Origin of the sequence: Streptococcus sp. HMSC062B01, assembly GCF_001811085.1 — a bacterium.
Lineage (GTDB): Bacteria > Bacillota > Bacilli > Lactobacillales > Streptococcaceae > Streptococcus > Streptococcus gordonii.
In genome coordinates this window covers 2,546-21,930 of the sequence record NZ_KZ672764.1, presented here as the reverse complement: position 1 = coordinate 21,930, position 19,385 = coordinate 2,546, and the positions used below count along the sequence as shown (strand labels likewise).

The following is a 19,385-nucleotide window of genomic DNA, read 5'->3' as shown; positions in this document are numbered from 1 at the left end:
GCTTTTTTAGCTTAACTCGTTACATAAAGTTCTTGATTTTTTAGTACAATTTCGCGAACAGAAGCGTATTTTATCAATGTCTTCAGCTCTTCTGGATGGCTGATGAGAGTGATGACATAGCCTTCTTTGCCCATACGGCCGGTTCGGCCAGAGCGATGGGTATAGGTTTCTAAATCGCGCGGAAGTTCATAGTTGACGACGCATTCTAGGGAGTCAATATCAATGCCACGAGCAACCAAGTCAGTGGCCAGCAAGAGAGTAATCTGATGGTCTTTAAACTTATTAAGAATCACTTTTCTGAACTTAACATTGACATCACTGGCAAGTGAAACAACATTGGCTTCTCGATACTGAAGTTTTTCCTCAGCACTACCCAGATCAGATAGAGAATTGAAGAAAACCAACCCACGAAATTCTTCTACATTAGACAGTTTGCGTAGCAACTCTACTTTGTCACGTTTTTCAACTTGTATGTAAAAATGCTGGATATTGTCCAAGACTTGATTATCAATGCTGATTTTTAGGGTATCTTCAGCAATTTTATTGTGGTCAAACTTAGCAGTGGCGCTCATGTAGATCAGCTGGTGGTCACGAGGTGCATAGCGAACGATTTTATCAACAAAATGATACTGAGAATCGCTGAGCAGTTGGTCAAATTCATCTAAAACGATTGTATCAATATTCATCATCTTAATTTTTTTCAGCTTGACCAATTCAAAAATTCGACCTGGAGTACCAATGATAATTTCAGGTCCTTTTTTTAGACGTTCAATCTGGCGTTTTTGACTGGATCCAGAAATGAATAGCTGAGCGTTCAAACCAAGTGAGTCTGCCCAGCTTTTGCAAACTTCAAAGATTTGTCCAGCCAACTCAGTATTAGGAGCTAAAATCAAGAGCTGTTGAGCTTTTTTTGGCGTTATCTTAAGTAGACTGGGAAAGAGGTAGGCTAGAGTTTTGCCAGTTCCCGTTGGACTGATCCCTAAAACAGATTTTCCTGATGAAATTGGCTCAAATATCTCTTCCTGTATACTTGTAAGCTCTGAAAATCCTAAGTCTTCTAACTTGTCTTGCCAAGAGTTAGGAAAATATTTTTTAATCATAATCAACCTCAAATCTAATGCCAGCATCCTTACGCATGGTCCACAATGTTTGGTGAACGGCAGATGCTGCTTTTAGCCATTCCTCATAAGCTGTTCGATCTTTTCTTAGTAATACTGTTGCAAAGGCTTTAGCTTCCTCCTGCATGGTATGAGAAGCTTGCTGAATGGGAAGAAGGGTTTCTTGTCCATCTAGTCCATGGAAAATAGCAGAGCTGATAAATTCAATCCCGTCTAAAGTGAGGGTTCCTTGATCAGTATATATTTCAGCAGGTAGATTGCTATTGATATTTTTTCCTGCCTGAATCCCGACTTGAAAATCAGGATAAATCAAAGATCCCACTCCATTTAAGTCAACTGAATTAGGCAATTGATAAGCACTGTATCGGGCAGATTGAGGAGAACCAAAGAGCCTAATAGCAGTGTAGACGGGATAGACACCTAGGTCCATTAAAGCTCCACCAGAAAACTTAGCAGAAAAGACATTAGGCTCCTTACCTGAAAGTAGTGCCTGCATCTTAGAAGAATATTTGGCATAGGTGAAGTGAGCTCCCCAGATAGTCTTGTCCTTGAGGAAGTCTTGAATAGTAGCGAAGGCCTTTTCATGATAGTTGCGGGCGGCTTCAAAAATATAAACCTCTTCTTGCTTAGAAAGAGCCACCAGTTCTTGCCATTCTTCAGGCAGCGACACAGCTGGTTTTTCAATAATCGCGTGTTTGCCTGCTAAAATAACTTGTTTAGCCTGCTCAAAGTGTAAGGAATTTGGACTGGCGATATAGACTACGTCAAGCGCACTATTTAAAAAATCAGTCAAATCACAAAAAAGCTCTACATTTTGGTAATCTTGGGCAAAGGCTTGAGCAGAAGTTAAGCTCCGCGAATATACAGCCTGTAACTCATAATGGCCACTGAGTTTAGCAGCCTTGATAAACTCATGGGAAATCTGTCCTGTACCAATAATACCTAATTTTAACATGCTTCCCTCCTTTAAAAATCTCTCTATTTTTTACTGATTAGCCCTTTCATTATACCATGATTTGGTGTAAAATAGATAGGATTAAAAATATTGGAGCAAGAAATGCAAAACAGACCTATTATTATTGGAGTGACCGGTGGATCAGGTGGTGGTAAAACCAGTGTCTCCAGAGCAATTTTATCTAATTTCCCAAATGAAAAGATTGCTATGATTGAGCATGATTCTTACTATAAAGACCAGTCTCATCTGACTTTTGAGGAAAGGATTAAGACCAACTATGACCATCCTTTTGCTTTCGATACAGATCTAATGATTGAACAAATCAAGGAGCTTTTGGCTGGCCGTCCAGTAGATATCCCAACCTACGATTATACGGAGCATACACGTAGTAGTAAAACCTATCGCCAGGAACCCAAAGATGTATTTATTGTAGAAGGGATCTTGGTACTTGAAGATCAGCGTTTGCGAGACTTGATGGATATCAAAATTTTTGTTGACACAGATGATGATGTTCGAATCATTCGCCGGATCAAGCGAGATATGGAAGAACGTGGTCGTAGTCTGGATAGCGTTATTGAACAATATTTGGGTGTTGTGAAACCCATGTATCATCAGTTTATTGAGCCGACTAAGCGTTATGCTGATGTTATCATTCCTGAGGGAGCTTCAAACAAAGTTGCCATTGATTTGATCACAACTAAGATTGAAAAAATCTTAAAAGAAGCTAGAAATTAATGAGGAGGAAGTCTAGTAAGGAGCTAGACTTTTTAAATAAAATGAGAAATATTGTGAAAAGAGAATTTCATTCCCGATCTAAATTTTTCGCCTGTTTGTTAACATTTTGCGCGGGGTTTGTGGATGCCTATACCTTCATTGAAAGGGGAGGGACCTTGGTAGCTGGGCAAACAGGAAATGTTGTTTTCCTTTCAGTTGAATTGATTAATCATGAGGCAAGAGAAATTGAAGTAAAACTGGCTACGATGTTAGCTTTTATGCTAGGGATCTTTTTAATGACGGTTTTTCAAAATCTTTTTGAAAAATCCTGGTGGCGACTTTCTAGCATTGTACCACTAATTCTAGTATCTTCTATAATTGGATTTTTGCCAGGAAACTTCGCCAATATCTACATTGTGCCTCCTCTTGGTTTTTGTATGGGTTTGGTAGCGACGGCTTTTGGGGAAGTAGATGGCATTGCCTATAATAATTCCTTTATGACAGGTAATCTTAAGAAGACCATGGTTGTTTTTGGGACTTACGTTCGAACAAAGAAAATACCTTACTTAGAAGAAGGCTTGTTTTTTGTGGCTCTTTTAGCTAGTTTTGTGACGGGAGCCATCGCGTCTACTTATCTCATCCAATTCTGGTACCTGAGGACGATTTGGTTAGTAAGTTTGATTTTATCAGCCTTTCTAATCTTTAGATTAACTCAATATCTGCGTAGAAGATAACAAGTAAATAGCATTAAATATAAACTGAGATCAGCTTGTCTCAGTTTTTTGTTTCGAAATTTTATTAAGTCGACTAGACGTCATAAATTACAGAATAAATACCCAAGTGATTTTTAAAGGATTAGAGAATTTTCTTGATTTTTAATTGCGGGTATAGAAGGATTGAGCTAGGAGAGTCTCTTTATGATATAATAATAGGGAAATAAGGAGGAATGAAAATGTCTAAGATAATTAATACAAATAAAGCACCTAAAGCTATTGGTCCCTATGTTCAAGGACGAGTAGCTGGCAATCTTTTGTTTGCAAGTGGCCAGATCCCTTTGTCACCAGAAACTGGTGAGATTGTCGGTAGCACGATTGAGGAACAGACTGAGCAAGTTCTTTCAAATATCAAGGCTATTCTAACAGAAGCTGGAACTGATTTTGATCATGTCGTGAAAGCAACTTGTTTTCTGAGTGATATCAATGATTTCGCGGCTTTTAACGCTGTTTATCAAACAGCCTTTTCAAGCGCCTATCCTGCTCGATCTGCTGTAGAAGTAGCGCGCTTACCTCGTGATGTTAAAATTGAAATTGAAGTCATTGCTGAGCTAGATTAAAGCTCTAGCTGGAGGGGAGAGAATATGCCAGAGAAAGAGATGAAACTAGTCATTGTTACGGGAATGAGCGGTGCAGGAAAGACAGTAGCCATTCAGTCATTCGAAGATTTGGGCTACTTTACCATTGATAATATCCCGCCAACACTTGTACCCAAGTTCCTGCAATTATTAGAAACAACTAATGATATTGACAAACTAGCTCTTGTCGTGGATATGCGTAGCCGTTCATTTTTTGCTGAAATTCAGAACGTTTTAGATCAGGTGGAAAACAATTTAGAAATTGATTTTAAAATTCTCTTTCTAGATGCGGCTGATAAAGAATTAGTAGCTCGTTACAAGGAGACACGACGAAGCCATCCATTGGCAGCAGACGGTCGGATTTTAGACGGAATTAAGTTGGAGCGGGAATTGTTGGCTCCTCTTAAGAATCTCAGTCAAAATGTTGTTGATACGACAGATTTAACTCCTCGTGAATTGCGAAAGACTATTTCAGAACAGTTTTCTGACCAGTCTCAACTACAATCCTTTCGTGTTGAGGTCATGAGTTTTGGATTTAAGTATGGCCTTCCTTTGGATGCGGATCTGGTTTTTGATGTTCGTTTTTTACCAAACCCATACTATCAGCCAGAACTACGTAATCAAACAGGATTGGATAAACCAGTCTTTGACTATGTCATGAACCACGAGGAGTCATCCGAATTTTATCAACATCTTCTGAATTTAATTGAACCGATTTTACCTGGTTACAAGAAAGAAGGGAAGTCAGTCTTGACAATTGCAGTTGGTTGTACGGGGGGGCAGCATAGAAGTGTTGCTTTTGCTCAACGTTTGGCAGACGATTTAGCTAAAAACTGGCCTGTCAACTGTAGTCATCGTGACAAAGACCGTAGAAAGGAAACGGTAAATCGCTCATGAGAAAGCCCAAAATAGCTGTTATTGGTGGTGGAACCGGGATTTCCGTTATCCTTGATAGTTTACGAAAAAGGGATGTAGATATTTCTGCTATCGTAACGGTTGCTGATGATGGGGGGAGTTCAGGTGAGTTAAGAAAAAATACCCAGCTGACTCCTCCAGGCGATTTACGAAATGTACTTGTTGCTTTGTCTGATATGCCAAAGTTTTATGAGCGAGTCTTTCAGTATCGCTTTGCTGACCAAGATGGACCTTTAGCGGGGCATCCTTTAGGAAATTTAATTATTGCTGGTATTTCTGAAATGCAGGGCTCAACCTATAATGCCATGCAAATTCTGACTAAGTTTTTCCATACAACGGGAAAAATCTATCCATCCAGCGATAGTCCATTAACCCTTCATGCTGTTTTTACTGATGGTGTTGAAGTGGCAGGTGAGAGTCGGATTGCCGATTATAAAGGCATGATCGACCATGTCTATGTGACTAATACTTATGATGATGAAAAGCCCCAAGCCAGTCGTAAGGTTGTTCAGACCATTTTGGACAGCGATATGGTCGTACTTGGTCCTGGATCTCTTTTTACCTCTATTTTGCCAAATTTGGTGATTGAAGAGATTGGCCAAGCTCTACTTGAAACCAAGGCTCAGGTGGCTTATGTCTGTAATATTATGACCCAAAGAGGGGAAACTGAACACTTCACGGATGCCAATCATGTGGAAGTTTTGCATCGTCATTTGGGACAAAAATTTATTGATACAGTGCTGGTGAATATTGAAAATGTTCCAAAAGATTATATGAATTGTAATAAATTTGATGAGTATTTGGTGCAAGTTGAGCATGACTTTAAGGGACTTCAAGAACAGGTTCCCCGTGTTATTTCTTCTAATTTTTTACGTTTGGAAAATGGTGGAGCCTTCCACGATGGTAATTTAGTTGTGGAAGAATTGATGAAGAACATTCAGGTGCGAAAATGAGCTTTACGGTAAAGGTAAAAGAAGAACTATTGGGACTAGATACCAAGAGTAAGAGTGAATTGGCTGCTATCATGAAGATGTCTGGTAGTTTAGGAATTGCAAGTCAAGGATTAACTCTATCCATTACTACTGAGAATGCAAAAATTGCTCGTCATATTTATGAGTTGCTCTTGAGCTTTTACCAGGTGAAATCTGACATACGTCATCACCAGAAAACTAATTTACGAAAAAATCGTGTCTATACGGTTTTTCTAGATGAAAAAGTTGAAGATATCTTGTCAGACCTGCACCTGGCGGATGCTTTCTTTGGAATCCAAGAGGGGATTGATCCTCTTATTCTATCTGATGATGAAGCAAGTAGAGCTTATCTTAGGGGGGCTTTCTTATCAAACGGTAGTATGCGAGACCCAGAATCCGGTAAATACCAACTAGAAATCGTTTCTGTCTATTTGGACCATGCCCAAGGACTTGCTAGTTTGATGCAGCGTTTCTTACTAGATGCCAAAACCATCGAACGAAAAAAAGGTGCTGTTACTTATTTGCAACGAGCAGAAGATATCATGGATTTTCTGATTGTTGTTGGAGCAATGGAGGCCATGGCTGAGTTTGAAGCTGTGAAAATCCTTCGGGAGACTAGAAATGACCTCAATAGGGCTAATAATGCAGAGACTGCCAATATAGCTCGAACTGTGACAGCCAGTATGAAGACTATCAATAATATTGTCAAGATTATGGAGACGAGTGGTTTGGAGAGTCTGCCAATTGATTTACAAGAGGTAGCACATCTGAGAGTTAATCATCCTGATTACTCTATCCAGCAGTTGGCTGATAGCCTTAGTAAACCTCTGAGCAAAAGTGGCGTGAATCACCGCCTTCGGAAAATTAATAAGATTGCAGATGATTTATAACCAAGAAAACTAGAAACGGCTCTAGTTTTCTTTTTTATCAAGGGAAAACTCGGCTTTGTCATGTTACCGCATAGGAATGTCATCTTTTTGTCACAAAAGTAATAGGAAATTAGTGTAAAATATATCTATTATGATTTTAGAGCAGGTAGAATCTGACTTCTGACTTGTTACAAAAAGGAATAAAAATGAAAAAAATAATCAAACGTACTGTAGTTGGTCTTCTTGTCTTATTATTTGGCCTGATCCTGATTTTGGTACCTTCCTCAATTCAATCCTCTGATCAGCTAAAGAATGTAGAAAGCACAATTAGTTTGTCTAGTATGGTTGAATCTGGACTTCAGAATGCAACCGTAGGAACAAATGGTCTAAGTACAGAGATTACGATTAACAGCAAACAATTGAATCAGTTACTGAAACCATTTTTGACTGATAATCAGAGTCAAGAATTATTGGAGAGTGCGTACAGCATTGAAGGGGATAAATTAAGATTGCAACTCCCTATAAAAATCCTTGGGATTGACAGCAAACTTGATTTGCGATTCTACGCGGCCTACGAAAATCGTACCCTACGATTTGATCTTGCTAGCTCTCGTCTAGGAAATCTACCAGTACCAAAAGCTATTGTAGCTTCGATTTTACAAAATAGATTGAAAGACCAGTCCAGCAATCTAGCCATGGAACAAGAAACAATTTTGGTTTCTCTACCAGAGTCTCAGTTTAAAATTACAGGACTTAACATACAGGATGATACTGCTAAGGTTAAGCTGACAATGAATGTGTCAGGTTTGCTGGGTCAATAGGAGTAGAGATTATGCCTATAGTAAATTCAGCTCAACCTGATTTTATTCAGATTAATAGCAACTTGCGTTTGCGAGCTTATGATGGCCACTATCAAGTGGCCTTTTCTTGGTATCAGGATCCAGAGCTTGTCTATTTCGTTGACGGCAAAAAAGAAAGCTATTCACTAGAAAAGATCAAGAAGATGTATGAGGTCCTTAGTCAGCGAGGAGAACTATATTTCATTGAAGTTAAGCAGGATGGTTCCTGGTTGCCAATTGGTGATGTGACATTTTCAGAGAATGACTTACCTATTGTTATTGGAGTGGAGGCTTATCGATCTATTGGTATTGGACGAGAGGTTATCGCAGCATTGATTGAGAGGGCTCGATCTCTGTCTTATCGTCAGTTACGGGTTCAGGACATTTATGATTTCAATCTCTCTTCTAAAAAACTATTTACTTCATTCGGTTTTTATCCTTATGAAGAAACGGATCTGGGACATCGTTATGTTTTAGATTTAGTTTTACCTTTTTCTGAAATTCAGCCTAGCCAATTTTTCCTTTCAGAAAAAAAGCTAGAAGAAATTGCGACATGGTTTGACCAAGAAGAATTAAAACCTTTGCCAGTAAAAAGATTGGAGGGGAAATGGTTCCTGACAGATGGTCATAGCAGAGCTTTCACTGCATATCTTAGAGGATGGTCAGAAATACCGATATATTTTGACAGAGACGACATAAATTTAAAATTTTATTCCAATTGTATTAGACTCTGTAAGGAAAAGAAGATCTTGTCAATAGCTGACTTGAAGGACCGTATCTTATCTGAGGAAGCCTACCAAACAGAATGGCTTGACTGGTGTAAAAATTCCTTTGAAAGTATGAATGGGATGGACAGCTAATTCGTCTTTTTTTCACTAGTTGTGATATAATAAACAAGAAAGAATTAGAATAATATCATAATAAATCAAAGGAGTAGCAGATGCTATACGAATTTTGTGCTGAAAATGTAACCTTGCTTGAAAAAGCAATGCAAGCAGGAGCTCGTCGTGTTGAACTCTGTGACAATTTAAGTGTCGGAGGAACCACGCCAAGTTATGGAGTCATTCGTGCTGCAGTGGACTTGGCTAAGTCTTATGATACCACTATAATGACCATGATTCGTCCTAGAGGTGGTGATTTTGTATATACTGACCTTGAAGTAGCAATCATGATCGAAGATATTAAAAAGGCGCGTGAAGCTGGAAGTCAGGGTGTCGTATATGGCCTACTGACAAGGGAGAATGAACTAGACACAGAGAATCTTGAGTCTTTGCTAGCTGTGTCACAAGGTTTAGAAGTAGTCTTTCACATGGCTTTTGATTCTATTCCAAGAGATAAGCAATTCGAGGACTTGGATTGGTTGGCTGAGCATGGTGTTAAGCGCATTCTGACTCATGGAGGTCCAGCTACAGAGACGATTCAAGAACACTTTGCTTGGCTAAAAGAGTTGGTGGCCTATGCAGACAAGCGAATTCAAATCCTGCCTGGCGGTGGTATTACGACTCAAAATCGCGATGAAATCGTTGCTGAGTTAGGTCTGGATCAGCTACATGGAACCAAGGTAGTATTTTAGGAGGATAAGGAGAGGAGCTGTGGCTCCCTTTCCTTTTTATAGACATGTTTGAACTATTCGAAAAGTATAAAGCTAACTATGATAAGCTAGTTAAGTATGGTTTTTTAGAAAAGGAAGGCATCTATCAGATATCAAGAAAAGTCATGTCTGGAGATTTTCAGATGGTGATCAATGTTGAAGATAGTAGTGTCAGTTTTCAGCTGTTTGATTGTGAGACAGGGGATGAGTATAGGCAGGTTCACATGGAATCTATGACAGGCGAGTTTGTCGGCCAGGTGCGTCAAGCTTGTTTGGACCTTCTCTTAGATATTCGTCGCCATTGTTTTGATGAAATTGGTTTCCTTTATGAACAAAGTCAGCGCTTGGTAGCTCACGTTTCTGAGCGTTATCAGGGAAGTTTAGAGTACCTTTGGGCTAAGTCTTCAAGAAAAAGTTCTACCCAGGCAGCTGTATTTCGCCATGAAGGTACAAAGAAGTGGTATGGAGCCTTTCTAACGACTGACTGGTCTAAGTTTGATTCAGGACGAAGCGGAGCAATTGAGGTTCTTAATGTCAAGAACAATCAGGTCTCAGAACGAGTCCAAGAAAAAGGAATCTACCCAGCCTTTCATATGAATAAAAAATATTGGCTGAGTCTCCCGCTAGACGATACTCTAACGGATCAAGAATTATTCTCTCTTTTAGAAGAGAGCTTTCTTTTAACAAAGAAAAAATAAGAGGCTGAGTTTTCCAGCCTTTTTCGCTGTCAATAATCAAAAAATGAGTGTATAATGAATAGTATTTGAAGATTAGAAATAAGGATAAGTATGAAGTTATTAAAGAAATTATCTTGGTTTTTTAAATTAGAAAAGTGGCCCTATATTACTGGTATTTTAGCCTTGTCTTTGGTCAGCCTTTTAAACTTGCTTCCACCTCGTGTGATTGGAGAAGTGATTGACCAGATTGCCAGTAAAGATTTGACGAATCTGGAATTAGCCTATCAACTTTTTATTTTGGTTTTGTCAGCCTTGGCCATGTATGCTTTGCGTTTTGTCTGGCGTAAGTATATTTTGGGGACAGCCAATCGTCTGGGTAGAATCTTACGATACCGTCTCTTTGAGCATTTTACTCATATGTCTCCTTCCTTTTATCAAACTTATCGGACAGGTGATTTGATGGCTCATGCTACCAATGATATCAATGCTGTTGTTGGGGTTGCTGGTGGAGGAGTCATGTCAGCAGTAGACGCTTCAATCACAGCTCTAGTGACTGTTCTTACCATGTTTTTTGTCTTGGACTGGAGGCTGACTCTGATTGCTATTTTACCCTTGCCTTTTATGGCCTGGGGGACCAGTCTTATCGGTCGGAAAAACCATGAAAGTTTTAAGGCTGCCCAAGAAGCCTTTTCTGATTTGAACAATAAGGTTCAAGAAAGTGTCTCAGGTATCAAAGTGACCAAGTCTTTTGGTTATCAAGATGCAGAGACAGCTACTTTTGCTAGGATCAACCAAGATGTTTTTGAGAAAAATATCCTTGCAGCAAAGTACAATGCTCTTTTTGATCCTATGGTTTTGATTTTTGTCGGCCTGTCCTATCTTTTAACCTTGATTTTTGGTGGCCTTTTCATCAGTCAAGGTCAGTTGACGGTGGGAGAGTTGGTCACTTTTATTACTTATCTGGATATGTTAGTCTGGCCCCTTCAAGCTATGGGCTATCTCTTCAATATCAGCCAGCGAGGAACTGTGTCTTATGAGCGAATTGAAAGCTTGCTAGCCCAAGAAAGTGATGTGACAGAAGTAGATTCGCCCATTAAGGACATTAAAAATGGTCGTCTGGATTATTCTATTCAAGAATTTGCATATGATGATCGACCAACCCTCAGGGATATTCATTTTTCAATTGAGCAGGGGCAGACCTTAGGTATTGTTGGTGTCACGGGCTCTGGTAAGACGACCTTGCTTCGACTTTTGCTTCGAGAACAAGATATACAAGATGGGAATATTTGCCTAGCTGGACATGACATAAGAGATTACAGCCTTTCTGCTTTGCGGAGCTTGATTGGTTATGTTCCTCAAGATCAAATCTTGTTTGCTACATCGATTCGAGATAATATCCGCTTTGGAAATCCAAGTCTTTCTGATGAGGACGTTATCGCTGTTACTAAACTTTGCGGAATTTATGAAGACATCATGCAAATGCCCGATAGATTTGATACTTTGGTTGGGGAGCGTGGTGTATCCTTATCTGGTGGACAAAAGCAACGCTTGGCCATGTGTCGTGCTTTGATTCTTAATCCCGATATCTTAATCTTGGATGATTCTTTATCTGCTGTTGATGCCAAGACCGAGCACTTGATTTTAGATAATCTCAAGAGGGAGCGATCTGGTAAGACTACTTTGATCACTGCCCATCGCTTATCAGCAGTAGTGCATGCAGACTTGATCCTAGTTTTAGATCAGGGACGGATTATTGAGAGTGGTAGTCATCAGGAACTTCTGACACAAGACGGCTGGTATGCCACCACTTATCAAAATCAACAATTGGCTGAAAGCTTAGAGGAGGTCTAATATGAAAAAAAAATCAACTTTTCAACGACTTCTAAGCTATATGCTTGTATATAAATGGCTCACACTTTCAGCATTTGCTTTTGTTTTTCTAACCACTTTAGTTACAACTGCTCTACCACTTTTGGCTAGAACTTATATTGACCAGTTCATTAGTTTGGGGAAAGCCGCTGCTGGTTTTTATCTCTTGGCTATTTACTATGGCTTGTTTATATTGCGCGTGCTTTTGACTTTTTTAGGGCAGTATTCATTTGCTAAAGTAGCCCACAGTATTGTACGCGACTTACGTCAAGAAGCCTTTGCTAATATTCAAAAGCTACGAATGGCTTATTTTGACCAAACACCTGCTGGAGCCATCGTTTCTCGTCTGACCAATGATACTCAAGCAGTAGCGGATATGTTCAGCAGTATTTTTTCAAGTTTTTTAAGCTCAATCTTCATTTTAGTGGTAACTGCCGCAACTATGTTTGCTCTGGACTGGCGCCTGGCTCTTTTAATCCTTTTATTTTTACCAATCATGCTGGCCTCAATCTTGCTTTATCAAAAACTATCTACTGGCTTGCTCAAGCAAGTCCGTAGTAAGTTGAGTGATTTAAACGTAAAACTTTCTGAGACTATTGAAGGAATGAGAATCGTCCAAGCCTTTGGTCAGGAAAAGCGCTTGATTGATGAATTTGAAGCAATCAATCAGGAGCATCTAAACTACACTAATCGCTATCTGGATGTCAACAGTCTGCTTTTACGTCCAGCTATGTCTCTTTTGAAAATTCTGGCTTACGGCGTTATTCTAACCTATTTCGGTCTGACTTGGCAAACTGCTGGGATTACAGCAGGGATTATGTATGCCTTTATCCAGTATGCCAACCAACTCTTTAATCCTTTGATTGAAGTCATGCAAAACTACTCAGTTCTTCAGACTTCTATGATCTCTGCTGAGCGTGTCTTTGAAGTCATTGATAGGAGAGACTATGAACCAATCCAAAAAAATAAAGACTTGAAAATCCAAAAAGGTGATATAGAATTCAGAGATGTTAGTTTTTCTTATGACGGTAAAAGAGATATTTTGAAACATATTTCTTTCAAGGTCAAGCAAGGTGAAACGATCGCTTTTGTTGGATCTACTGGATCGGGAAAATCATCCATCATCAACCTCTTTTTACGCTTTTATGAGTTTGAAAGAGGACAAATACTGATTGACGGACACGATATAAAAGACTATAGTCAATCAGAGCTTAGGAGACATATTGGACTGGTCCTTCAGGATCCCTTCCTTTACCATGGGACAGTTGCTAGCAATATCAAGATGTACCAAGAAGGACTTAGTCAACAGGACATTGAAGAGGCTGCTAAGTTTGTTGATGCTCATGACTTTATTCATCAACTGCCATTGACTTATGATGCACCAGTAACAGAGCGAGGAGCTGCATTTTCTAGTGGTCAGCGCCAGCTCTTAGCCTTTGCTAGGACAGTAGCGACCAAGCCTAAGATTTTGATTTTAGACGAGGCTACTGCCAATATTGACTCAGAGACAGAGGAGTTGATTCAAGCCTCACTGAAAAAAATGCGACAAGGCAGAACGACAATTGCCATCGCCCATCGCCTCTCTACCATTCAGGATGCCAATTGTATCTATGTGCTAGATAAGGGCCAGATCATCGAATCTGGCAGTCACGAAGAGCTCTTAGCTCAAAATGGCACCTACAAGAAAATGTATCAACTTCAGGCAGGAATGCTGGAAAAAGCTTAGGAATGAATTTTCCTAAGCCTTTTTTACATATTTTTTTAGTCCCTCTATAGAGGCTTCTAGGTCTTGGTATCGAATTTTGACATAGCGATAAGGGCAAGGATCAATATAAGCAGACTCAAAGAAGTCAAGCGGGAGACCACTATGTTTAAGAGAGCTTATGGATGTTAGTGTTTTTAGATCTAATAAAATACCTCCTGGTGTCAGTAGGTAAGGTAGTCCAAAACCAGCTTTTTCAAGTAAATGTTGGGCATTTTCTTTTTCTTCCTCCTGTAAACGCAGTAGCGCCAGTCTGTTTTTTTGAAACATTTGATTATCGATATAAAGGGAGAGAGCCTTTTGCATGATAAGATTGCTATCATAGTCCAAAATGCTTTTGAAAGCGATGAATGGCTTCTTGACGCTATCAGGCAATAGCAAAGCTGTGATTCGAAGAGCAGGGAAAAGACTGGTTGAAAAAGATTTGATATAAATAACTGAGTCGCTATCATCTAGATAATGAAAACTTAGTTCTGACTTATTGTCAAAATCAGCTAGGTAATCATCCTCAATAAGAAAGACCTGATAAAGCTTAGCTAGACGGAGAATTTCTTCCTTCTCCTGACGACTGTAAGTGTGGCCTAAGGGATAGTGAAAGCGAGGAATGGTGTAGAAAAACTTGATGTTTCCTGAACGAAAGATATTTTCCAATTCCAGTAAGTCAATTCCTTTTGGACTTCGTTCTATGGTCTTATATTTCAAATTTTGAACCTTGAGCAAATCATTTATTCTGTGATAAGTTGGTTGTTCTACTAAAATAGTATCGCCGTGATTAGGGAAGTCTATTTGAGATAGAATATAGAGTGCTTGCTGGGTACCAGATGTCAAAGCTATCTTGTCTAGGGTTGGGTAAATAGCTGATTCTAGCAGTAGATTTTTGACAGATTGTCTCAAATCTTCTAGCCCTTCTTGTTGAGAATAATAGTTAAAAAGGTAATTCTCACGCCCAATCAAGGTTTCATTGAGGCAGATGCGAAAATCTTCATAGACTTGATGGCGGTCATTTCTTAAGGGGAGCTCTAGATCATTATTTTCTTCTTGAGCTTGCTCTAATACATAATAACCACTTTTGGGAACGGCATAGATGTACTTCTGATAACTCAGATCTAGAAGGGCTTTTTGAACGGTATCCTTGCTACAATGGTAACTTTTAGACAAAAGTCGAATAGAGGGAAGCTTATCTCCTTTATTAAGCTGGCCATTTTTGATTTGTTCAATCAGATGATCTGAAATTTCTTGATATTTAGGCTTCAACATACAACTGTCCCCATACAGATTGGATTTTTTCATATTGTAACTTATTTTAAAGTGTTTTACAATAAAAAAGTAGAAACGGAGAGGGACGAATGGAATGATCATGACAAAGCCAAAGAGAATTATTTTAGCTAGTGATATTTCTGGCTTAGGGAAAGTTGCTGTGACAGCAGCCCTGCCGTTGTTTGCCGTATGTCAGTTGGAAGTCTCTGTTCTTCCCACAGTTCTTCTATCATCTCACACTGGTGGTTTTCCTAATGTTTACATTGATGACTACACCATTGGGATGCAGGCATTTTTAAAGCAATGGCAGAGCTTAGAGATCGGCTTTTCTGCATTAGTAACTGGCTATCTTAAATCAAGTCAGCAAATAACGTCTCTTATAGATTTTCTGGAGCATGAGAACCTCCCCTTGATTGTAGACCCTATAATGGGTGACAATGGTGAGCTATACAAAGGCTTTGATGATCATTATATTTCTAGCATGCGTACTCTCTGTCAAAAAGCAGATTTGATTTTGCCCAATTTAACAGAAGCTTGTTTTCTTGCTGATTTGCCTTATCAAGATAATGATTTGACAGAGCAATTTTTAAAAGATCTTGCTCAGCGTCTGAGTGAATTAGGTGCAAAGAAAATTCTATTGACCGGTCTTCCACTGAGTCACGATCAGATAGGTGTTGCTTATTTCGACAAAGCAGAAGGCGTCTTTAGTTTGTATAAAGGTAAGAGATTTGAGCAACAATTCTTTGGAACAGGGGATATGTTGACTGGCTTGGTAGCGGCTGCATTTGTACAGGGGCTTGACCTGCAAAAGTGTCTTCCGGTTTTTATCAACTTCATAGAGAAAAGTCTAGCGACGACACTGGATTGCCACTTTGATCTTCGTTATGGAGTATATTACCAGCCCCATTTGGGAGATTTATTTATAGAATTTAAAAGATTATTGGAGGTTTCTAATGACAAATAATAAACTTACTACCCGTGAAATAGTCGAATTGAGTCTTTTTTCGGCCCTAATTGCACTTAGCATTCAGTTTTTCAGAATTCCTGTTGGTCCTCAATTTATTCATTTTGGAAATGCTCTGGTTGTGGTAGCTACTCTCATTTACGGAGCAAGAAAAGGTGCTTTGGTTGCAACCGTTGGTCTAGGAGTCTTTGATATATTAAACGGCTATGCTTCAGTAGTTTGGATTACAATCTTGGAAGCATTAGTTGTTATTCTTGTTGTTCATTTTGTTTATGAAGCAATGCCAGAGAATAGAGAAAGGTTAGTGATTGTTGGTTTTGTAGCTGCTTTGACCAAAATAGTATTAAATCTATTCAAATATACTTTGATTGGAATGCTCGGCAACCTCACTTTAGGTGCTTCCTTAAATTTAGCTCTTGTTAAGATAGTTGGAACTTTTGGTTCAAGCTTGGCTACAGTTATAGCTGTTCCTATCCTTTATCCAATATTTAAGAAAATTAGTGAAACAATTAGAAAATAATTTTAAATATCAAACATAGTTTAAATACTTTGAATAGAAAGAATCAGCAATAAAAAAATGCATATTTAAAGGCGGTTTATAAACTCGTCTTTTTTAGTATTTGAGGATTTAAAAATAATCAATTTTTTTTCGTAAAAAATGCTTGAAAAGCCGTTATTTCCACTGAAAATATGATACTATAGATACGATACTTTTTTAAATACTAATTTTTTGGGATATTAAATTAAGTAGAGGGGATTACATGTTTTTTAAACGTCAAAAGGGTCAATACCACGAAGTTGAACGTGTTACGCGTTTTAAACTGATTAAGTCTGGGAAACACTGGCTTCGTGCGGCTACATCACAGTTCGGCCTTTTAAGATTAATGAAGGGTTCTGATCTTTCTTCCACAGAAGTGAAGGTAGTGGAGGAGCAGTCTGTAGAAAAAAGTGGACTGAATTACCTGAAAGGAATTATAGCGACAGGAGCAGTGCTTGGTGGAGCGGTTGTAACAAGCTCTTCTGTTTATGCTGAAGAAGAACAGGCCCTTGAAAAAGTGATTGATACGAGGGATGTTTTAGCAACTAGGGGAGAAGCAGTTTTAAGCGAAGAAGCTGTAACTACTTTGTCATCTACAGAAGCTAATCCAGTGGAATCCTTATCAGATACTTTGTCAGCAAGTCAAAGCACTTCAGCTAGCTCTTCAGTTTCAACTAGTTTATCTATATCAGAGTCGTTTTCAGTATCAGCATCATTATCATCAAGTTCAAGTCTATCACTGTCTAGCTCAGAATCTGTAAGTGCCTCTGAGTCTCTTTCAGTGTCCTCAAGTACGTCTGATTCTGTGAGTGCAAGTACAAGTACGTCAGCTAGTGCTTCTCAGTCAGTCTCAGCCAGTCAGAGATCTACCACCTCTACATCAGAGAGTACTAGATCCGAAAGTAGCCAACAGTCGACAGAAGCTTCTAGTCAAACAGGGCGGAGAAGAACGCGTCGAGCTGTTACTGAAAGTGCTCCTAACGTTGAGTATCACGATGTAAAAGGGGACATGATTCAAAGTGTCACAACAAGTTTTGATGACACTAGCAGACTTTTGACTTGGACGATTAACCTAACACCAAGACAAGTGAAGTCTAATCTTGGCGCACTAGTATCTATCAGTGGTAATCAGGAAACTCGTACAGTAACGATAAACGGTAAAAATGCTGCAAATGGTGGAGTCTACAATTCAGGCGGCGCTTGGAATCTGTATACTGGTGAATCTGTTAACAATAATGTTCTCAGAATCACTACTCAAGTAAACGATACCGGTGGGGAAGTCAAACTTGGACTCCGCTTAGTAACAAGTGATAAAAAAAATTACCAATACAAACCTACCGCTTGAGTTTGAACAAGTTGCTGCTACGACAAATGGAAGTTGGGATAAAGCAGGATATAACACAACGATTGTTGAAAAGGACACAGAAAGACCAGTTGTTGATGTTCCAAGTGAAATTACTGTTTATCGTGGTGAGTCATTTGAATATTTTGCGACAGTAACAGATAATTCAAATGCTTTTGATTTGGCTAAAACGGTTGTTCGCTGGTTATATAATAACCAACCTGGTAGAGGCACTGAATGGTTGCAGTATTCTGTGACTCAAGTAGGGAATCAGTTAAAAGTTAGAATTTTTGGTAATGTTCCAATAGACACAACAATTGGTGATTACACTCGTTATGTTGTAGCTACGGATGCCGCGGGAAATGTAAATGCAACACAAACAGAAATGGGAAATGCTGCTGTTGCCAAGACATCGGTAAATGGTCAGTTTAAACTGATTATTCGATTTAGAATTAAAACACCCGAAAATACCGTATTTGTCAATAATCCAAATCAATTAACAGAAGTAGAAAAAAATTTAGTTCGTGAAGCTGTCAAGAAGAGCAATCCCGATTTAAGAGCTCAAGATGTTCTAAATTCCAATTACGTCACTGGTATTACTGTCTCAAACAATGGTACAACGACTATCACTTATAGAGATGGTAGAAAAGACATTATTGACGGAAGTGAATTTATTGATACAAGAGCTGGAAGTATATCTAAATCTCAGAGCACTTCCAATTCTATCAGTGTTTCTCTTTCCAAAAGTGAGAGCGCTTCAGCAAGTTTAGTGACCTCAAAATTAAATTACATTAGCTCAAGCGCATCTGTATCAGCAAGTACATCTGCCTCTACTAGCGCCTCAGTCTCTGCCAGTGAGTCCACATCGACCAGTGCATCTGTATCGGCAAGTGGGTCCGCATCAACGAGTACGTCTGTAAGTGCGAGCGAATCAGCGTCAACGAGTGCGTCTGTTTCTGCGAGTGAGTCCGCTTCAACGAGTGTATCTGTATCTGCAAGTACGTCCGCGTCGACGAGCGCGTCAGTAAGTGCGAGTGAGTCAGCTTCAACAAGCGCATCGGTAAGTGCTAGTGAGTCCGCTTCAACCAGCGCGTCAGTAAGTGCGAGTGAGTCCGCATCGACCAGTGCATCTGTATCAGCCAGCGAGTCAGCCTCAACCAGTGCATCTTTTTCTGCCAGCGAATCCGCGTCTACGAGTGCATCTGTTTCAGCAAGTACGTCCGCCTCAACGAGTGCCTCAGTAAGTGCGAGCGAATCAGCTTCAACGAGTGCCTCAGTATCAGCGAGTGAGTCTGCCTCAACGAGCGCGTCAGTAAGTGCGAGCGAATCCGCGTCAACGAGCGCATCTGTATCAGCAAGCGAATCAGCTTCAACCAGTGCATCTGTATCAGCGAGCGAATCGGCCTCCACGAGTGCGTCAGTAAGTGCGAGTGAGTCCGCATCGACGAGCGCGTCTGTCAGTGCCAGTGAATCCGCATCGACCAGTGCATCTGTAAGTGCGAGCGAATCCGCGTCTACGAGTGCGTCTGTAAGTGCTAGCGAGTCAGCATCGACGAGTGCCTCAGTAAGTGCGAGTGAATCAGCGTCAACGAGTGCATCTGTTTCAGCAAGTACGTCCACGTCCACAAGCGCTTCAGTAAGTGCGAGCGAATC

At 39.7% G+C, this 19,385-nt stretch carries 17 protein-coding genes and 1 pseudogene; 15 read left to right on the top strand and 3 right to left on the bottom strand.

The features are described from left to right. Window positions 1–11: 11 nt before the first annotated feature. Window positions 12–1,103 (bottom strand): DEAD/DEAH box helicase, encoded by a 1,092-nt coding sequence (locus HMPREF2780_RS00290; RefSeq protein ID WP_199774036.1) that lies wholly within the window; start codon window positions 1,101–1,103, stop codon window positions 12–14. Then, a complete protein-coding gene (locus HMPREF2780_RS00285) occupies window positions 1,093–2,073 on the bottom strand; it encodes a Gfo/Idh/MocA family protein (protein ID WP_105025951.1) in 981 nt (326 codons plus the stop codon). The genes HMPREF2780_RS00290 and HMPREF2780_RS00285 overlap by 11 nt, the downstream gene beginning before the upstream one ends. 102 nt (window positions 2,074–2,175) lie before the next feature. Between HMPREF2780_RS00285 and udk the strand changes: the two genes are divergently transcribed. The 12 genes from udk to HMPREF2780_RS00225 all read left to right on the top strand — a co-directional run bounded on the left by udk (window position 2,176) and on the right by HMPREF2780_RS00225 (window position 13,595). Continuing rightward, entirely contained in the window at window positions 2,176–2,808 is a 633-nt protein-coding gene (udk, locus tag HMPREF2780_RS00280) for a uridine kinase (RefSeq protein WP_008808855.1), read from the top strand. A gap of 41 nt (window positions 2,809–2,849) precedes the next feature. Beyond that, window positions 2,850–3,521, top strand: a complete 672-nt coding sequence (locus tag HMPREF2780_RS00275; RefSeq protein WP_096755295.1) for a YoaK family protein — start codon at window positions 2,850–2,852, stop codon at window positions 3,519–3,521. Window positions 3,522–3,739: 218 nt separating this feature from the next. Then, the gene (locus HMPREF2780_RS00270) at window positions 3,740–4,120 is read left to right on the top strand and encodes a RidA family protein (RefSeq protein ID WP_008808853.1); all 381 of its coding nucleotides are present in this window, start codon (window positions 3,740–3,742) and stop codon (window positions 4,118–4,120) included. Window positions 4,121–4,144: 24 nt separating this feature from the next. Beyond that, complete coding sequence (gene rapZ, locus HMPREF2780_RS00265) at window positions 4,145–5,035, top strand: RNase adapter RapZ (protein WP_046165717.1); 891 nt, start codon at window positions 4,145–4,147, stop codon at window positions 5,033–5,035. Next, window positions 5,032–6,006 (top strand): YvcK family protein, encoded by a 975-nt coding sequence (locus tag HMPREF2780_RS00260; RefSeq protein WP_008808851.1) that lies wholly within the window; start codon window positions 5,032–5,034, stop codon window positions 6,004–6,006. Before rapZ ends, HMPREF2780_RS00260 begins: the two co-directional genes overlap by 4 nt. Beyond that, entirely contained in the window at window positions 6,003–6,914 is a 912-nt protein-coding gene (whiA, locus tag HMPREF2780_RS00255; protein ID WP_048779287.1) for a DNA-binding protein WhiA, read from the top strand. Before HMPREF2780_RS00260 ends, whiA begins: the two co-directional genes overlap by 4 nt. Before the next feature lie 185 nt (window positions 6,915–7,099). After that, window positions 7,100–7,714 carry a hypothetical protein gene (locus tag HMPREF2780_RS00250; RefSeq protein WP_048779285.1) on the top strand — a complete coding sequence of 205 codons (615 nt, stop codon included), beginning with the start codon at window positions 7,100–7,102 and terminating at the stop codon, window positions 7,712–7,714. An 11-nt stretch (window positions 7,715–7,725) separates the two neighbouring features. Then, entirely contained in the window at window positions 7,726–8,592 is an 867-nt protein-coding gene (locus tag HMPREF2780_RS00245) for a GNAT family N-acetyltransferase (protein WP_061596841.1), read from the top strand. Between the two features lie 80 nt (window positions 8,593–8,672). Further along, window positions 8,673–9,305 (top strand): copper homeostasis protein CutC, encoded by a 633-nt coding sequence (locus tag HMPREF2780_RS00240; protein ID WP_061601814.1) that lies wholly within the window; start codon window positions 8,673–8,675, stop codon window positions 9,303–9,305. A gap of 44 nt (window positions 9,306–9,349) precedes the next feature. Then, on the top strand, window positions 9,350–10,021 hold the full coding sequence (locus tag HMPREF2780_RS00235; protein ID WP_061601813.1) for an MmcQ/YjbR family DNA-binding protein: 672 nt from the start codon (window positions 9,350–9,352) through the stop codon (window positions 10,019–10,021). Window positions 10,022–10,111: 90 nt separating this feature from the next. Next, window positions 10,112–11,851, top strand: coding sequence for an ABC transporter ATP-binding protein (locus HMPREF2780_RS00230; protein ID WP_105025950.1), 1,740 nt, complete (start codon window positions 10,112–10,114; stop codon window positions 11,849–11,851). A gap of 1 nt (window position 11,852) precedes the next feature. Beyond that, the gene (locus HMPREF2780_RS00225; protein ID WP_105025949.1) at window positions 11,853–13,595 is read left to right on the top strand and encodes an ABC transporter ATP-binding protein; all 1,743 of its coding nucleotides are present in this window, start codon (window positions 11,853–11,855) and stop codon (window positions 13,593–13,595) included. A gap of 12 nt (window positions 13,596–13,607) precedes the next feature. Here HMPREF2780_RS00225 and HMPREF2780_RS00220 read toward each other — a convergent pair whose 3' ends face one another. Next, window positions 13,608–14,933 carry an aminotransferase-like domain-containing protein gene (locus HMPREF2780_RS00220; RefSeq protein ID WP_199774035.1) on the bottom strand — a complete coding sequence of 442 codons (1,326 nt, stop codon included), beginning with the start codon at window positions 14,931–14,933 and terminating at the stop codon, window positions 13,608–13,610. Window positions 14,934–14,988: 55 nt separating this feature from the next. Between HMPREF2780_RS00220 and HMPREF2780_RS00215 the strand changes: the two genes are divergently transcribed. From HMPREF2780_RS00215 to HMPREF2780_RS00205, 3 genes and pseudogenes are all read left to right on the top strand, one after another. Then, the gene (locus tag HMPREF2780_RS00215; RefSeq protein ID WP_105025957.1) at window positions 14,989–15,852 is read left to right on the top strand and encodes a pyridoxamine kinase; all 864 of its coding nucleotides are present in this window, start codon (window positions 14,989–14,991) and stop codon (window positions 15,850–15,852) included. Further along, window positions 15,842–16,372 (top strand): ECF transporter S component, encoded by a 531-nt coding sequence (locus tag HMPREF2780_RS00210; RefSeq protein ID WP_105025947.1) that lies wholly within the window; start codon window positions 15,842–15,844, stop codon window positions 16,370–16,372. The genes HMPREF2780_RS00215 and HMPREF2780_RS00210 overlap by 11 nt, the downstream gene beginning before the upstream one ends. Window positions 16,373–16,613: 241 nt before the next feature. After that, window positions 16,614–19,385: pseudogene (locus HMPREF2780_RS00205) on the top strand (accessory Sec-dependent serine-rich glycoprotein adhesin); the annotation flags it as partial.

Excerpts from the sequence above, each read along its gene's own strand:
- HMPREF2780_RS00225 (WP_105025949.1), top strand. The coding sequence starts at position 11,853 with ATGAAAAAAAAATCAACTTTTCAACGACTTCTAAGCTATATGCTTGTA.
- HMPREF2780_RS00285 (WP_105025951.1), bottom strand. The coding sequence starts at position 2,073 with ATGTTAAAATTAGGTATTATTGGTACAGGACAGATTTCCCATGAGTTT.
- HMPREF2780_RS00270 (WP_008808853.1), top strand. The coding sequence starts at position 3,740 with ATGTCTAAGATAATTAATACAAATAAAGCACCTAAAGCTATTGGTCCC.
- rapZ (WP_046165717.1), top strand. The coding sequence starts at position 4,145 with ATGCCAGAGAAAGAGATGAAACTAGTCATTGTTACGGGAATGAGCGGT.
- HMPREF2780_RS00235 (WP_061601813.1), top strand. The coding sequence starts at position 9,350 with ATGTTTGAACTATTCGAAAAGTATAAAGCTAACTATGATAAGCTAGTT.
- HMPREF2780_RS00245 (WP_061596841.1), top strand. The coding sequence starts at position 7,726 with ATGCCTATAGTAAATTCAGCTCAACCTGATTTTATTCAGATTAATAGC.
- HMPREF2780_RS00215 (WP_105025957.1), top strand. The coding sequence starts at position 14,989 with ATGACAAAGCCAAAGAGAATTATTTTAGCTAGTGATATTTCTGGCTTA.
- HMPREF2780_RS00230 (WP_105025950.1), top strand. The coding sequence starts at position 10,112 with ATGAAGTTATTAAAGAAATTATCTTGGTTTTTTAAATTAGAAAAGTGG.
- whiA (WP_048779287.1), top strand. The coding sequence starts at position 6,003 with ATGAGCTTTACGGTAAAGGTAAAAGAAGAACTATTGGGACTAGATACC.
- HMPREF2780_RS00240 (WP_061601814.1), top strand. The coding sequence starts at position 8,673 with ATGCTATACGAATTTTGTGCTGAAAATGTAACCTTGCTTGAAAAAGCA.
- HMPREF2780_RS00260 (WP_008808851.1), top strand. The coding sequence starts at position 5,032 with ATGAGAAAGCCCAAAATAGCTGTTATTGGTGGTGGAACCGGGATTTCC.
- HMPREF2780_RS00210 (WP_105025947.1), top strand. The coding sequence starts at position 15,842 with ATGACAAATAATAAACTTACTACCCGTGAAATAGTCGAATTGAGTCTT.
- HMPREF2780_RS00275 (WP_096755295.1), top strand. The coding sequence starts at position 2,850 with ATGAGAAATATTGTGAAAAGAGAATTTCATTCCCGATCTAAATTTTTC.
- udk (WP_008808855.1), top strand. The coding sequence starts at position 2,176 with ATGCAAAACAGACCTATTATTATTGGAGTGACCGGTGGATCAGGTGGT.
- HMPREF2780_RS00250 (WP_048779285.1), top strand. The coding sequence starts at position 7,100 with ATGAAAAAAATAATCAAACGTACTGTAGTTGGTCTTCTTGTCTTATTA.